This window comes from Actinomadura geliboluensis (assembly GCF_005889745.1).
Taxonomy (GTDB): Bacteria; Actinomycetota; Actinomycetes; order Streptosporangiales; family Streptosporangiaceae; genus Spirillospora; species Spirillospora geliboluensis.
Map to the genome: position 1 here is coordinate 1 of NZ_VCKZ01000251.1, position 13985 is coordinate 13985.

The 13985-nt window shown below is 72.1% G+C and carries 10 protein-coding genes and 1 rRNA gene; 6 read left to right on the forward strand and 5 right to left on the reverse strand.

The window, feature by feature from the left end:
• Positions 1–554: response regulator (locus tag ETD96_RS28550; protein WP_138639589.1), on the reverse strand; the 554-nt coding region annotated here is incomplete at its 3' end.
• Between the two features lie 84 nt (positions 555–638).
• Positions 639–4871, reverse strand: a complete 4233-nt coding sequence (locus tag ETD96_RS28555) for a hybrid sensor histidine kinase/response regulator (protein ID WP_240808291.1) — start codon at positions 4869–4871, stop codon at positions 639–641.
• A gap of 365 nt (positions 4872–5236) precedes the next feature.
• On the opposite strand from ETD96_RS28555, the gene ETD96_RS28560 reads away from it, so the two are divergent.
• From ETD96_RS28560 to ETD96_RS28570, 3 genes are read left to right on the forward strand one after another with little or no spacing between them, the layout of a single operon-like run.
• Positions 5237–7465: a SpoIIE family protein phosphatase gene (locus ETD96_RS28560; protein ID WP_138639591.1), complete on the forward strand. Its 2229-nt coding sequence runs from the start codon at positions 5237–5239 to the stop codon at positions 7463–7465.
• 43 nt (positions 7466–7508) lie between these two features.
• Positions 7509–7835, forward strand: coding sequence for an STAS domain-containing protein (locus tag ETD96_RS28565; protein ID WP_240808292.1), 327 nt, complete (start codon positions 7509–7511; stop codon positions 7833–7835).
• A gap of 44 nt (positions 7836–7879) precedes the next feature.
• On the forward strand, positions 7880–8248 hold the full coding sequence (locus tag ETD96_RS28570; RefSeq protein WP_240808293.1) for an ATP-binding protein: 369 nt from the start codon (positions 7880–7882) through the stop codon (positions 8246–8248).
• 103 nt (positions 8249–8351) lie between these two features.
• Here ETD96_RS28570 and ETD96_RS28575 read toward each other — a convergent pair whose 3' ends face one another.
• Together ETD96_RS28575 and ETD96_RS28580 are read right to left on the reverse strand one after the other, a co-directional pair.
• On the reverse strand, positions 8352–9701 hold the full coding sequence (locus ETD96_RS28575) for a class II 3-deoxy-7-phosphoheptulonate synthase (RefSeq protein WP_138639593.1): 1350 nt from the start codon (positions 9699–9701) through the stop codon (positions 8352–8354).
• A 100-nt stretch (positions 9702–9801) separates the two neighbouring features.
• On the reverse strand, positions 9802–10830 hold the full coding sequence (locus ETD96_RS28580) for a sigma-70 family RNA polymerase sigma factor (protein ID WP_240808294.1): 1029 nt from the start codon (positions 10828–10830) through the stop codon (positions 9802–9804).
• Between the two features lie 130 nt (positions 10831–10960).
• Here ETD96_RS28580 and trxA point away from each other — a divergent pair, with 130 nt between their 5' ends.
• The gene (gene trxA, locus ETD96_RS28585; protein ID WP_138639594.1) at positions 10961–11314 is read left to right on the forward strand and encodes a thioredoxin; all 354 of its coding nucleotides are present in this window, start codon (positions 10961–10963) and stop codon (positions 11312–11314) included.
• 107 nt (positions 11315–11421) lie between these two features.
• Positions 11422–12273, forward strand: coding sequence for a putative RNA methyltransferase (locus ETD96_RS28590; protein ID WP_240808295.1), 852 nt, complete (start codon positions 11422–11424; stop codon positions 12271–12273).
• Here ETD96_RS28590 and ETD96_RS28595 read toward each other — a convergent pair.
• Positions 12211–12972: a hypothetical protein gene (locus tag ETD96_RS28595; RefSeq protein ID WP_240808296.1), complete on the reverse strand. Its 762-nt coding sequence runs from the start codon at positions 12970–12972 to the stop codon at positions 12211–12213. The genes ETD96_RS28590 and ETD96_RS28595 overlap by 63 nt on opposite strands.
• Positions 12973–13860: 888 nt before the next feature.
• On the opposite strand from ETD96_RS28595, the gene ETD96_RS28600 reads away from it, so the two are divergent.
• Positions 13861–13985 (forward strand): 16S ribosomal RNA (locus ETD96_RS28600); the annotation flags it as partial.

Genomic DNA, 13985 nt, shown 5'->3' on the forward strand with positions numbered 1-13985 from the left:
GGCGGGACGTGCTTGCCGACCACCTCGGCCTGCTCCTCCACCGCCGCCAGGCGGGCCCAGACCTGCTCGGACGGGTCGGCGCCGGGCTGCTCGTCCAGGCGGCGCTGCTGGTCGCGGAGCAGCGCGGCCTGCTCGCGCAGCAGGGTCGTCTGGTCGCGGAGCTGCTTGTTCTTGTTGTGCAGCTCCACGAACACCGACACCTTGGCGCGCAGCACCCACGGGTCGAACGGCTTGGAGATGAAGTCGACCGCGCCCGCCGCGTATCCGCGGAACGCGTAGTCGGGGTCGCTGTTCACGGCCGTGAGGAAGATGATCGGCAGGTCGCGGGTCTTCTTGCGGCGCTTGATGTCGCGGGCCGTCTCGAAGCCGTCCATGCCCGGCATGACGACGTCCAGCAGGATGACCGCGTACTCGTCGGTGAGCAGCGCCTTCAGCGCGTCCTCACCGGACCGGGCCCGGACCAGGTCCTGGTCGAGCGAGCTGAGGATGGCCTCCAGCGCGATCAGGTTCTCCTCGCGGTCGTCCACGAGCAGGATCTTCGCCTTGTCGTCCACGCGCGCCTCTCCGATTCCGGTCCCCGCCGCCGCGGGCCGCGACGGGCCCACAGGGCGACCCTACTGCCCGGGTCTCTCCTCTCCTCAGCGGACGACGGAGGGTTGCAGCCAGTTCCTCATGACGTCGAGGAGATGGTCCACGTCCACGGGCTTCGGCACGTAGTCCGACGCGCCGGAGGCGAGGCTCTTCTCCCGGTCGCCCTTCATCACCTTGGCCGTGATGACGATGATCGGCAAGTCGGCGAACTGCGGCATCTCCCTGATCGCCGCCGTCGTCGCGTACCCGTCCAGGCCCGGCATCATCACGTCCATCAGGACGACCGCCACGTCCGGGTTGCGGTGCAGCAGGTCGATCCCGGCCTGCCCGTCCTCGGCGTACAGGACCTCCATCCCGTAGCCCTCCAGCACGCTGGTGAGCGCGAACACGTTCCGGACGTCGTCGTCGACGATCAGCACCTTGCGGCCCGACAGGACGGTGTCGAGGAAGTCCGCGGGGGGCTCCTCCACCATGCCGTTCAGCGCGGCCTCGGGCTCGGTCGCCGGGGGCACCGGCTCGGCCGCCGGCCCCGCCTCGGCCTTACCGGCGGGAAGCGGGCGCACCACGGCGCCGTTGCCCTTCTCGGCGCCCGCGCCGAAGTCGACCTCCCGGCCCCCGCCGATCGCGTCCGCCTGGGGCTCCGGGCGGCGCCGGTCCTCCCGCTCGCTGTACTGGGCGGGCAGGTACAGCGTGAACACGCTGCCGCGGCCCGGCTGGCTCTCCGCGTGGATCTCCCCGCCGAGCAGCCGCGCGATGTTCCGGCTGATCGACAGGCCGAGGCCGGTGCCGCCGTAGCGGCGGCTCGTGGTCCCGTCGGCCTGCTGGAACGGCTCGAAGATCTCCTGCAGCTTGTCCGCGCTGACCCCGATCCCGGTGTCGATCACCCGGAAGGCGATCACGTCCGGGGTGTTCCACAGCGCCGGCAGCGTGAAGTCGATGTCGCCGGCCCGCTCGATCAGCAGCCGGACCTCGCCCTCCGCGGTGAACTTCACCGCGTTCGACAGCAGGTTCCGCAGCACCTGCTGCAACCGCTGCTCGTCGGTGTTCAGGGTGGCCGGGACGTCCGGCGCGACCTCCACGCCGAACTGCAGGCCCTTGTCGACCGACAGCGGCCGGAACGTCGCGTCCACGTAGTCGACCAGCGACGACACCGCCAGCCGCTGCGGGTGCGCCTCCATCTTCCCGGCCTCGACCTTCGCCAGGTCCAGGATGTCGTTGATCAGCTCCAGCAGGTCGGTGCCGGACTCGTGGATCGTCCGGGCGAACTCCACCTGCTTGCCGGTGAGGTTGCCGTCCTGGTTCTCCGACAGCAGCTTGGCCAGCACGAGCAGGCTGTTCAGCGGCGTGCGCAGCTCGTGCGACATGTTCGCCAGGAACTCCGACTTGTACCGCGAGGAGATCGCCAGCTGCTCGGCGCGCTCCTCCAGCGTCCGCCGGGCCTGCTCGATCTGGAAGTTCTGGATCTCGATCGCGCGGTTCTGCTGGGCCAGCAGCGCCGCCTTCTCCTCCAACTCGGTGTTGGAGTGCCGCAGCTCGCCCTGCTGGCGCTGCAGCTCGTCCGACCGCTCCTGGAGCTCCTGCGCGAGCCGCTGCGACTCGCCGAGCAGCGCCTCGGTCCGCGCGTTGGCGCGGATCGCGTTCAGCGTCACCCCGATCGTCTCGATCAGCTGGCTGAAGAACGCCAGGTGGACGTCGGTGAACCGGCCGAACGAGGCCAGCTCGATCGCGCCGAGCACCTCGTCCTCGAACACGATCGGCAGCACGATGATGTTGACCGGGGACGCCTCGCCGAGCCCCGACCCGATCTTGACGTAGTCGGCGGGGGCGTCCGCGATCAGCAGCGGCCGGCGCTCCTGCGCCGCCTGCCCGACCAGGCCCTCGCCCAGCGCGAACCGCACCGCACCGTCCCGGCCCCGGCGCGTCCCGTAGCCGGCGATCAGCACCAGCTCGGCCTCCTCGCCCGCGGTCTCGGCCAGGTAGAACGCGCCGTACTGGGCGCTCGCCGTCGGGGTCAGCTCCCGCATGATCAGCTCGGCGACCTGGAGCAGGTCGCGGTGGCCCTGCATGAGGCCGCCGATCCGCGCCAGGTTGGTCTTGAGCCAGTCCTGCTCCTCGTTGGCGCGGGTCGTCTCGCGCAGCGTCGCGACCATCAGGTTGACGTTGTCGGACAGCTCGGCGACCTCGCCGCGCGCCTCCACGGTGATCGTCCGGGTCAGGTCGCCGGTGGCGACCGCGCTCGCGACCTCGCCGATCGCCCGCACCTGCGTGGTCAGGTTCCCGGCCAGCTCGTTGACGCTCTCGGTCAGCCGCTTCCAGGTGCCGGACACGCCCTCGACCTCGGCCTGCCCGCCGAGCCGGCCCTCGCTGCCGACCTCGCGGGCGACGCGGGTGACCTCGGACGCGAACGACGACAGCGTGTCGACCATCGTGTTCAGCGTCGTCTTCAGCTCCAGGATCTCGCCCTGCGCGTTGACGTCGATGCGCCGGGTCAGGTCGCCGTGCGCGACGGCGGTCGCGACCTGCGCGATGTTGCGGACCTGGTAGGTCAGGTTGGACGCCATGCCGTTGACGTTGTCGGTCAGGTCCTTCCACATGCCGCCGGCGCCGGGCACGATCGCCTGGCCGCCGAGGCGGCCCTCGGTGCCGACCTCGCGGGCGACGCGGCTGACCTCGGACGCGAACGACGACAGCGTGTCGACCATCGTGTTCAGGGTGTCCTTGAGCTGCAGGATCTCGCCCTGCGCGGTCACCTCGATCTTGCGCGTCAGGTCGCCCTGCGCCACCGCGGTCGTCACCTGCGCGATCCCGCGCACCTGGTTGGTCAGGTTGTTCGCCATCGCGTTGACGTTGTCGGTGAGGTCGAGCCAGACGCCGCCGGCGCCGGGCACGACCGCCTGGCCGCCGAGGCGGCCCTCCGTGCCGACCTCGCGCGCGACGCGCGTCACCTCGGAGGCGAAGGCCGACAGCGTGTCGACCATCCCGTTCACGGTGTCCTTCAGCTCCAGGATCTCGCCCTGCGCGTCCACCGTGATCTTCTTGCCGAGGTCGCCCTCGGCGACGGCGGTGGTGACCTGCGCGATGTTGCGGACCTGGTAGGTCAGGTTGGACGCCAGGCCGTTGACGTTGTTGGTCAGGTCCTTCCAGACGCCGCTCACGCCCGGGACCCGCGCCTGGCCGCCCAGGCGGCCCTCCGTGCCGACCTCGCGGGCGACGCGGGTGACCTCGTCCGCGAACGCCGACAGCGTGTCGACCATCGTGTTCAGCGTGTTCTTGAGCTGCGCGATCTCGCCCTGCGCGTCGACCGTGATCTTCTTGCCGAGGTCGCCGTCGGCGACGGCGGTGGTGACCTGCGCGATGTTGCGGACCTGGTTGGTCAGGTTGTTCGCCATCGCGTTGACGTTGTCGGTCAGGTCCTTCCAGACGCCGCTCACGCCGCGCACGTTCGCCTGCCCGCCGAGCTGGCCCTCGGTGCCGACCTCGCGGGCGACGCGGGTGACCTCGTCGGCGAACGCCGAGAGCTGGTCGACCATCGTGTTCACGGTGAGCTTCAGCTCCTGCAGCTCACCGCTCGCCTCCACCGTCACCTTGCGGGTCAGGTCGCCCTTCACGACCGCCGTGGTGACCTCCGCGATGTCGCGGACCTGCGACGTCAGCCGCGCCGCCATCACGTTCACCGACGCCGTCACGTCCCGCCAGCGGCCCGTCATGCCGCGCGCCGGCGCCTGCCCGCCGAGCCGGCCCTCCGTGCCGACCTCGCGGGCGAACTGGGTGACCTCCCACGTGAACTGGTCGAGCAGCTCCACCATGCCGTTGACCGACTTGGCCATGCGCAGCAGCTCGCCGCGCATGGGCCGGCCGCGCACCCGCAGCTCGACCCGCTGGCTCAGGTCCCCGGCCGCGACCGCCTCCACCACCCGGCTCATCCCGGTCGCGAGGTCGGTGAGCTTGTCGATGATCGCGTTGGCGTCCTCGACGGAGGTCGCCCACGTGCCGCGCAGGCCGCCCGAGGCCAGCCGCCCGCGCAGCTTGCCCTCCCGGCCGATCTCCCGCCGGACGCGGCTGAGCCCGGAGGCCAGCTCCTGCTCGTTCTGCCGGATCTCCTCCAGGATCGCCGCGGCCTCCGCCACGGCGCCCTCGCCCGGCACGTCCAGCTCCGCCCTCGCCCTGCCGTCCCGCACGGCTACCAGCGCCTTCAGCAGCGGCTCGAGGTCGGCGTCGCTGTAGCGCGGGGTCGTGTCGCGGTACCCGCCGGGGCGGGCACGTGACGCGGTACGCGGCATTCTCTTCATCCTCCTGGCCCGCGATCGTCGAACATCCGGACACCTCGTCGAAAGCCCGGACGGAAGGGACCCTCCCGCCGGGCCTCCGGCCGGCCTCCCTGGGCCCTCTGTTCCGGCCGCACCTGTACTCTACGTCGCCGGGCGGTGCCCGGACCCGTTCGCGGGTCTGCCGTGAACGGACGTCGATGACCGTGCATCCGCGCTTGTAGTCTTCGTGTTACGGTCTGTCGTGTCGTGGCGGGGGTAGCGTTCAACGAGGCCGGACGCGTCACGGAAACCCCTTCTCGGCTCTCGTGGCCGCGCGGCCGACCCGTCTGCCACGATGGTCGGACGGGGGCAGAGACGCTTCGAGCAAGGGATGACGTTTGGATCGGCAGACGGCGTCGGCCACCTTCCCGTCCGCCGCCGCGGCGGTGGCGGACGCGCGCCGCTTCGTCCGGAAGGTGCTGGCCGACTGGGGCATGGACGAGGCCGCGGACGACGCGGTGCTGGCCACCAGCGAGCTCGCCACCAACGCGATCGCCTACGCCGGGACGTCCTTCGAGGTCTCCTGCCGGCTGGAGGACGGCGACATCAAGATCGAGGTCCGCGACCGGCACCCCACCCGGGGCATCGAGATGCCGGGCGTGACCGCCTCCAGCGGCCGCGGGCTGCCGTCGATCGCCCGGCTCGCCGCGTCCTGGGGCGTCTCCTACGACCACCGCACCAAGGGCGTCTGGTTCCGGCTGGCCCGTCCCGGCGCGCCGGCCGCCCCCGCCGAGGCCGAGACCGCCGCCCCCGCCGAGACCGCGGGCGACGGCCCCGCCGGCCGCGGCCCGCAGACCCGCGAGCGCGGCCCGCGCGACCGCGAGCAGGCCCGCGAGGCCGCCGGCGCGCAGGGCCGCGAGGGCGCCCTCAGCGGCGACGTCGGCGACATGCCCGTCGCCGGCGACCGCCTGCTGCGCTCCCCGGCCGCCGTGGAGGCCATGGAGGACGGCGTCGCCACCGCCCGCGAGATCCTCGGCGCCGAGGGCGCCGCCGTTCTGCTCACCGAGCGCGACGGCCGCATGATCATGGGCTCGTCCGCCGGCACCGCCGCGGAACTGCCGCTCGGCGAGCTGTCGGTGGCCGGGCTCGGCCCCGCCGCCCGCGCCGGATCCCCGTGGGTCGCCGCCGAGGCCGATCCGACCGCCACGGCCCTGCAGGCCCGCTCGGTGGCCGCCGCGCCGCTGGAGTCCCAGGGCCGCCTCACGGGCGTCGTGGTGGCCGTCTCGTCCGCCCCCGGCCGCTTCGACGAGGCCGACGGCGTCCGGCTCGGCCGGCTCGCCGACGAGATGTCGCTCTCCCTGGAGAAGGCACGGGTGGGGGAGTTGGAACGGTCCTGGCGGGGCTGGCTCAGCTTCGTCGCCGAGGCCAGCGACCTGCTCGCCGGAACCCTCGACCAGGAACGCACGATGGCCCTGGTCGCCCAGCTCGTCGTCCCCCGGCTGGCCACCTGGTGCGCCGTCTACACCGTCGCCGACGGCGAGCCCGACCGGCTCGCCTACGTCTGGCACGCCGACGAGAACCGCGCCGACGGGCTCCGCGAGCTGCTGGAGCACGCGGGCGCCGCGCCGCCGATGGACGGCCCCGGCCCCTGGAACGGCCTGGCCACCGCCCCCGAGGAGGTCCGCGCCGCCGCCGGCGACACCGCCGCCGACCACGTCTACGCGTTCCCGCTGATCGCCCGCGGCCGGCGCATCGGCACCATCGTCATCGGCCGCCCGCCCGGCGACCGCTTCCCGCGCAGCGCGATCGAGCTGGCCGAGGAGCTCAGCCGCCGCGCCGCCCTCGCCGTCGACAACGCGCGGCTGTTCTCCGCGCAGACCGCCATGAGCAGCGCGCTGCAGCGCAGCCTCCTGCCGCCCGGCATCCCCGAGATCCCGGGCCTGGAGGTCGCCGTCGTGTACGAGCCGGCGGGGGAGGGCAGCGAGGTCGGCGGCGACTTCTACGACGTGTTCGAGAGCGGCCCCGGCCCCGGCGGGCCCGCGTCGTCGTCCCGCTGGCGGTTCGCGATCGGCGACGTGTGCGGCACCGGCCCCGAGGCGGCCGCCGTCACCGGCCTCGCCCGGCACGCGCTGCGCATCCTCGCCGCCGAGGACATGTCCGTCCCCGCCGTGCTGGCCCGGCTCAACCGGCTCATCCTCGGCGAGGGCGAGCGGGGCCGGCTGCTCACCCTGCTGCACGGCGAGATCGCGACCCGCCGCCCCGACGGCGTGCGGATCCGGCTGACGAGCGCGGGCCATCCGCTCCCGCTCGTCCTCGACCCGGACGGCGGCGTGCGCGAGGCGGCCACGGCCCAGGCCCTGCTCGGCGTCTTCGACGGTGTGGACTTCCACACGGACACGGTCGACCTGCGCCGGGGCGAGGTGCTGCTCTGCGTGACCGACGGCGTCACCGAACGCCGTTCCGGGAGCCGGCTGCTCGGCGACGGCGACGGCCTCGAACGGCTGCTGGCCGGCTGCACCGGGCTCAGCGCGGGCGCCGTCGCCGCCCGCATTCAACGCGCCGTGCGCGATTTCGGCCCGGAGCCCTCGAACGACGACATTGCCCTCATCGTTCTACGGGCGTCATGATGGAGACCAACAATCGGTAAGGTGGGGTGGCGTGGGGCTTGCCTTGCACACGACACGACAGGACGGCCGCGCGACGATCGCCGCGCGCGGCTCCATCGACCTGCACTCTTCCGAAGAGCTGCGCACTCGGCTGACCGAGCTCGTGGACGCGGGCGAGCGGGCGGTGGTCGTCGACCTCGCGGCGGTGGACTTCTGCGACTCCTCCGGTCTGAACGTCCTCGTCCGGGCGTACAAGCACGCGCGCGCCCAGAACGCGACGCTGACCGTCACCGGCGCCTACGGCCGCGTCGAGAACGTCCTGCGCACCACGGGGCTCGACCGGTTCCTGATCGAGGGCCCGGCGGAGGAGGCGGCGGCCGATGAGCGGTGAGTGAACACGATGAAGAACGGCGAGCGGGCGGAGTGACCGACCCGATGACCGAGACCACACTGCGCGCGGCGCCGCAGACCGAGGCGGTCGAGTACGCACGGCGCCTCGCCGCCCGCACCATGCGCACCTGGGCGCTGATGGACCGCGAGGAGCTCGTCACCGCGATCGTGGCGGAACTCGTCGCCAATGCCGTCCGGCACGCGGGGACGGCCCTGGAGCTGCGGCTGCTGCGCGGCACCGGCCGCGTCCGCGTCGAGGTCCGCGACCGCGCCGCCCAGCTGCCCCGGCTGACCGTGCCCGGCCCGCTGGACGAGTCGCACCGCGGCCTGTTCATCGTCGACCGGTTCGCGAACTCCTGGGGCGCCGACCCGGTGACCGGCGGCAAGGTCGTGTGGGCCGAGGTCGACATCTGACGCGGATCTCCGCCCTGGAACGTGCCGCCGCGCGGCCCCTTCTGTGGGAGCGCGCCCATGCCGCCCGGCGACCTGGGCCCCGCCGGGCGGGGCCCAGGGGCCGCTAAGCCGACTTGCGGTACAGCTCCGCCACCATGAACGCGAGGTCGAGCGACTGGCCCCGGTTGAGCCGCGGGTCGCACGCCGTCTCGTACCGCTGGTGCAGATCGGCCTCGGCGAGGCCGTGGCCGCCGCCGACGCATTCGGTGACGTCGTCGCCGGTGAACTCGATGTGGATGCCGCCCGGGTGGGTGCCGAGCGCCCGGTGCACCTCGAAGAAGCCGGCGACCTCGTCGAGCACGTCGTCCAGCCGCCGGGTCTTGTGCCCGCTGGGCGCCTCGAACGTGTTGCCGTGCATCGGGTCGCAGATCCACGCGACGGGCGCGCCGCTCTGGTGCACCTTCTCGATCAGCGGCGGCAGCACGTCGCGGATCTTGCCGGCGCCCATCCGGGTGATGAAGCTGAGCCGGCCGGGCTCGGCGTCCGGGTTGAGCCGGTCGATCAGCGCCAGCGCGTCGTCCGCGGACGTCGTCGGGCCGAGCTTCACCCCGATCGGGTTGCGGATCCGGCGCAGGAACTCGACGTGGGCGCCGTCCAGCTGCCGGGTGCGCTCCCCGATCCACAGGAAGTGCGCGGAGACGTCGTAGGGGAGCCCGCTGAGGTGGTCGATGCGGGTCAGCGCCCGCTCGTACTCCAGCAGCAGCGCCTCGTGGCTGGAGTAGAGCTCCACCTCCTGGAACTCGCCGGGGCTCGCCCCGCACGCCTTCATGAACGTCAGGGCCCGGTCGATCTCGCCGGCGAGCTGCTCGTAGCGGCGCCCCGCCGGGCTCTGCTGGACGAAGTCGCGGTTCCAGGCGTGCACCTGGCGCAGGTCGGCGTAGCCGCCCTTGGTGAACGCCCGGCACAGGTTCAGCGTCACCGCCGCGCAGTGGTAGGCCTTCAGCAGCCGCTGCGGGTCGTTGCGGCGGGACGCGGCGTCGAACGCGAACCCGTTGACGGCGTCGCCCCGGTAGGCGGGCAGCTCCACGCCGCCGCGCACCTCCACGGGCTTGGACCGGGGCTTGGCGAACTGACCCGCCAGCCGGCCGATCTTCACGACCGGCACGCTGGCCGCGTAGGTGAGCACGACCGCCATCTGCAGCAGCGTCTTCAGCTTGTTCTTCACCGCGTCGGCGTTCGAGCCCTCGAACGTCTCGGCGCAGTCGCCGCCCTGCAGGACGAACGCCTCGCCGCGCGCCACGTCCGCGAGCTGCGCCTTCAGCTGGTCGCACTCGCCGGCGAAGACGAGGGGCGGCTGGGTCGCGAGCTCGGCGGCGACCGCGCGGACCTCGTCGGGATCGTCCCATTCGGGCTGCTGGAGGGCGGGGAGCGCGCGCCAGGCGTCGAGGTCCCCGGTGACGGCGGAGGTACTCACCCCAGAAGGCTATGGCACCGCCCGCCCCGCCCGGAACGGCGAACCGGGCGGACCCGCTCGGGGCCGCCCGGTTCGCGACGGTATGGGGGTGCCGGTGCCGTCAGGCGGCCCGGCTCCCGGCCGCCGCGTGCTCCCGGCGGGCTTCGGGCGCGCCCGCCCCGCCCGCCGCCGGCGCGCCGGTCAGCGCCCTGCGGCCGCTCAGATCCGTCTCGTTCGCCAGCTGACGCAGCCGCCGCAGCGAACGGTCGGTGATCTGCCGGACCCGGTTGTGGCTCAAGCCGTACCGGGCGCCGATCTGGGCGTAGGACAGCGGCTGGCCGCTGTCCATCCCGAACCTGGCGCGCAGGATCGCGGACTCGCGCTCCGGCAGCCGGTCGAGCAGCCGCGCCAGGCCCTCGATGTCGTCCAGCGCCAGGATCTCCGCCTCCGGCGTGACGGCCTCCGGGTCCTCCAGGAGGTCGCCCATCGGCGTCTCGCCGGCGTCGTCGACGGTCGCGTCCAGGCTCGCCGGGTCGCGCCGCCAGCGCAGCAGCTCGTCCACATGGTCGGCGTCGGCGCCGATGGTCCCGGCGAGCTCCTCGCGGGTCGGCTCCCTGCCGAGTTCACGGCCCAGCTGGCGTTCCGCGCGCCGCAGCCGGGACAGCTCCTCCTCAACGTGGACCGGCAGCCGGATCGTGCGGGCCGTGTGGCTGAGCCCGCGGCCGATCGCCTGCCTGATCCACCATGTCGCATAGGTGGAGAACTTGAAGCCCCGGCGGTAGTCGAACTTCTCCACCGCGCGCATCAGCCCCAGGTTCCCCTCTTGAATGAGGTCGATGAGGGGCAACGAGTCGGTCGGGTATTTCCGGGCGATCGAGACCACGAGCCGCAAGTTGGCCTCGACGAAGCGCTGCTTCGCGCGCAGCCCCGCCGCGGCCAGCTCCTCCAGCTCCTCGCGGGTGGCGCCCGCGGGCACCCTCCCGTCCTCGAGGAGCTGCTCGGCGTACAGGCCCCCTTCGATCGCCTTGGCCAGATCGACCTCCTCCTGCGCGTCGAGCAGGGGGGTGCGGCCGATCCGGTCGAGGTACGCCCCGACGAGATCCTTGTCGGGGACGTCGACCCTGTCGCCCTTGGTACGGGTTGCAGCCATCCTGACCCTTCTCCGGTGCGATCTCCCTAAGGGGAGAACGCTAATTACCGCTCTGTGATTCCCGGGTGGGGAATACTGCGAGGCTGTGAGCCGCTCTACGACCTGATACCCCGACTGAGGAGAAACCGACATGGCGACCGTCACACTCACCGCTGACAACTTCGACGAGGTGGCTCAGGCCGAGGGCATCGTGCTCGTCGACTTCTGGGCCGAGTGGTGCGGTCCGTGCAAGCGCTTCGCCCCGGTCTTCGAAAAGTCGGCGGCCAAGCACGAGGACATCGTGTTCGGGAAGGTCGACACCGACGCGGAGGCCGAGCTGTCGCAGCGGTTCGGCATCAGGTCCATTCCCACGCTGATGGCGATCCGGGACGGTCTCATCGTGTTCGCCGAGCCGGGCGCCGTTCCCGAGCCGGTGCTGGAGAACGTGATCGAGCAGGTCCGCGGCCTCGACATGGAGGACGTCCGCCGGCGCGCGGAGTCCTGAGCCGTCCGCCGCGGGTTGCGCCGAACCGACGCCCCGGGGTCGCCCCGGCGGCGAGTGCGCGGCACGAGGGCAAAGAACGGGGCGGCGGGGCCCGATGCCAGGCCGGCATGAACGATGATGGACGGATGCTCGCCGATGTCGTCCCATGCCTGGTGTGCCCCGTGTGCGGAGCCGACCTCGAACTGGCCGACCGCGGACTCTCCTGCCCCGGCGGGCATACCTTCAATGTCGCGCGGCAGGGGTACGCGAACCTTCTGCCGGGGAACGCCCGTCCGGGCACGGCCGACACCCCAGAGATGGTCCGCGCGCGGGACGCGTTCCTGAAGGCGGGCCATTTCACCGAGCCCGCCGACCGCCTCGCCCTCGCGGTGTCCCGCGCCGCACCGTCCTTCGTCGTCGACGCGGGCGCCGGCACCGGGTACTACCTGGGCCGGATCCTCGACCGGGCGCCCGGCGCGGTCGGCCTCGCACTGGACATCTCCAAGCACGCGGCCAAGCGCGCCGCCAAGGCCCATCCCCGCGCGGGCGCCGTCGTCGCGGACCTGTGGCGCCCCCTCCCGCTGCGCGACGGCGCGGCGGACACCGTGGTCAACGTCTTCGCGCCGCGCAACGCGGCCGAGTTCCACCGCGTGCTCCGCGACGACGGGCTCCTGTTCACCGTGACCCCGTCGCCCCGGCACCTCGGCACCCTGGTGGAGCCGCTGGGGCTCCTCACGATCGACAAGCGCAAGGCCGAGCGGATGGACGCCGCGCTCGCGGGCTACTTCAAGTTCGATTCGCGCCAGGAGATCGAGACGGAGGCCGTGCTGACCCACGACGAGATCACCACGCTCGTCGGGATGGGCCCGAGCGCGCACCACGTCCCGGCGGATCTGCTCCGCGAACGGCTGCGGCCCCTACCGGACCCGCTCACCGCCCCGCTGTCCTTCGTTCTGTCGACGTACAGGCGGCTCGTGTAGACGGCCGTCCGCGCTCTGGACGAGTTCGAGCAGCACCTGGGCCACTTCGCCGGGCTCCGTCACGTCGTGGACTTCGGCCTCCGGCATGTCTACCGCCTCGTACATGAACGAGACGAAGACGGACCGGGCCGCACCGCTCAGCAGCAGGCGCTGAAGCGCCTGGCCTGCGCGCAGCCAAGCGGCCGGGGAGTCACCACGGGTGGTGAGGACGGCGCGCCAGCCCCTCACCCCCGGAACGTCGGGGAGCGGGTGAAGGTCGGCCCCTTCCAGACGGGCCGCTTCACCCAGCTCGTGCACGACGGGCAGGGGCGGCCGAAGCCCTGATGCGGGACGGTTCCCGGGGAGGGGCTTCAACGTCGCCGCGTAGAGGAGTCGTTCGGCGCGACTCACGCGATGGCGTCCCGCCAGACGCACCGAGGCGAGGACTGATGGCCGCCCGGGGTCGGGCAGTAGCCGCACCACGGCCGCGTACCCGAGCTGAGCCGCGGCAAGGCGAAGATTGACGAGCGCGGCGCCGCTGCTGAGGTGGAGGCCGCGTCCCGCGGGGTCGTGCATGGGCCGGAACCGGTCCTGGTCGGCGTGCAGCTCGATCGCACCGGGAACGACCTTGAACCGCCAGGCGTGCACGTCATGGATGGTCGGCCCCATCGTCGCGGCGACCACGAGGCGTTCGGCGGACGCGCGGATGGCGACGGGCACATTCACGAGGTGATCCTCCTGACCTCGGCGGACTGTTCGTGCCGGGAGCCGCTGCCCGCCCCCGGACCGCAGGGCGCCGTAAAGCGGGCTGTCCGCGCACGCTACATCACTGTGACCCGACGCACGTAGTGCGTGAAAGGCGAGGTCAATGGGGCCGATGGTGTGTCCGGGTGACAAGAGGCGTGCGGGACGCGAGCACTCCGATTTGACGGTGCTCGCGGAGGACCATAATGTCTCCCGTGCCCCGAGAGACGCGGGACGCCGCAGGGCGGCCGGTCTCGGGGGAAGCCACCAGGAATAACCCGGACCCAAGTTGGGTTATTCTGAGGTGGAAGCCCCATCTGGGATGCGGGACGCCGACGAGGCGGCCGGCCCACGGGGACGGGACTCCAAAATTGGTTCGAGCGACGCTCGGGCTGGTGTAGGATACCGGAAAAGCCCAACACGGGATGCAGGACGCCGCGAGGTGGCCGGCCCGCAGGGGCAACTCCTACGGATCGACCATCGCCAGGCTCACGGCCTGGGGGTGACTCGTCGCCGCGGGGGGACCGGGACGCCTCCGACCGTCAAAAAGATCTTCCCGGATCTACTTGACAACGGGAGCGGAACAGGTAAGTTAGAAGGGTTGCCCCGGAGCCGGGGTCCGCGAGAGCGGGGTTCGGCGCGGTGGGTGTCCGTTTCTTGAGAACTCAACAGCGTGTTAAAAGCCAGTGCCTTTATCGGCTCGGTTCTCCTTCGGGGGTCCGGGTCGCCCCGTGGCCATCCTCGGTTCGAGGGTGGTGGGGATTTCTTTGAGGCAATGCGCGACTCTTCGGAGTTGTGCTTTTGCTGGGATTTTCTTCGAGGTTTGGCTGCCGGCGATTCGCCCCGCTGGTGGTCGTTTGGACCTTAATGGAGAGTTTGATCCTGGCTCAGGACGAACGCTGGCGGCGTGCTTAACACATGCAAGTCGAGCGGAAAGGCCCCTTCGGGGGTACTCGAGCGGCGAACGGGTGAGTAACTCGTGAGCAACC

Bases quoted from the DNA above. Each gene is read 5' to 3' on its own strand.
- ETD96_RS28555 (WP_240808291.1), bottom strand. From the start codon at position 4,871: ATGCCGCGTACCGCGTCACGTGCCCGCCCCGGCGGGTACCGCGACACG.
- ETD96_RS28570 (WP_240808293.1), top strand. From the start codon at position 7,880: ATGACCGAGACCACACTGCGCGCGGCGCCGCAGACCGAGGCGGTCGAG.
- ETD96_RS28580 (WP_240808294.1), bottom strand. From the start codon at position 10,830: ATGGCTGCAACCCGTACCAAGGGCGACAGGGTCGACGTCCCCGACAAG.
- trxA (WP_138639594.1), top strand. From the start codon at position 10,961: ATGGCGACCGTCACACTCACCGCTGACAACTTCGACGAGGTGGCTCAG.
- ETD96_RS28590 (WP_240808295.1), top strand. From the start codon at position 11,422: ATGAACGATGATGGACGGATGCTCGCCGATGTCGTCCCATGCCTGGTG.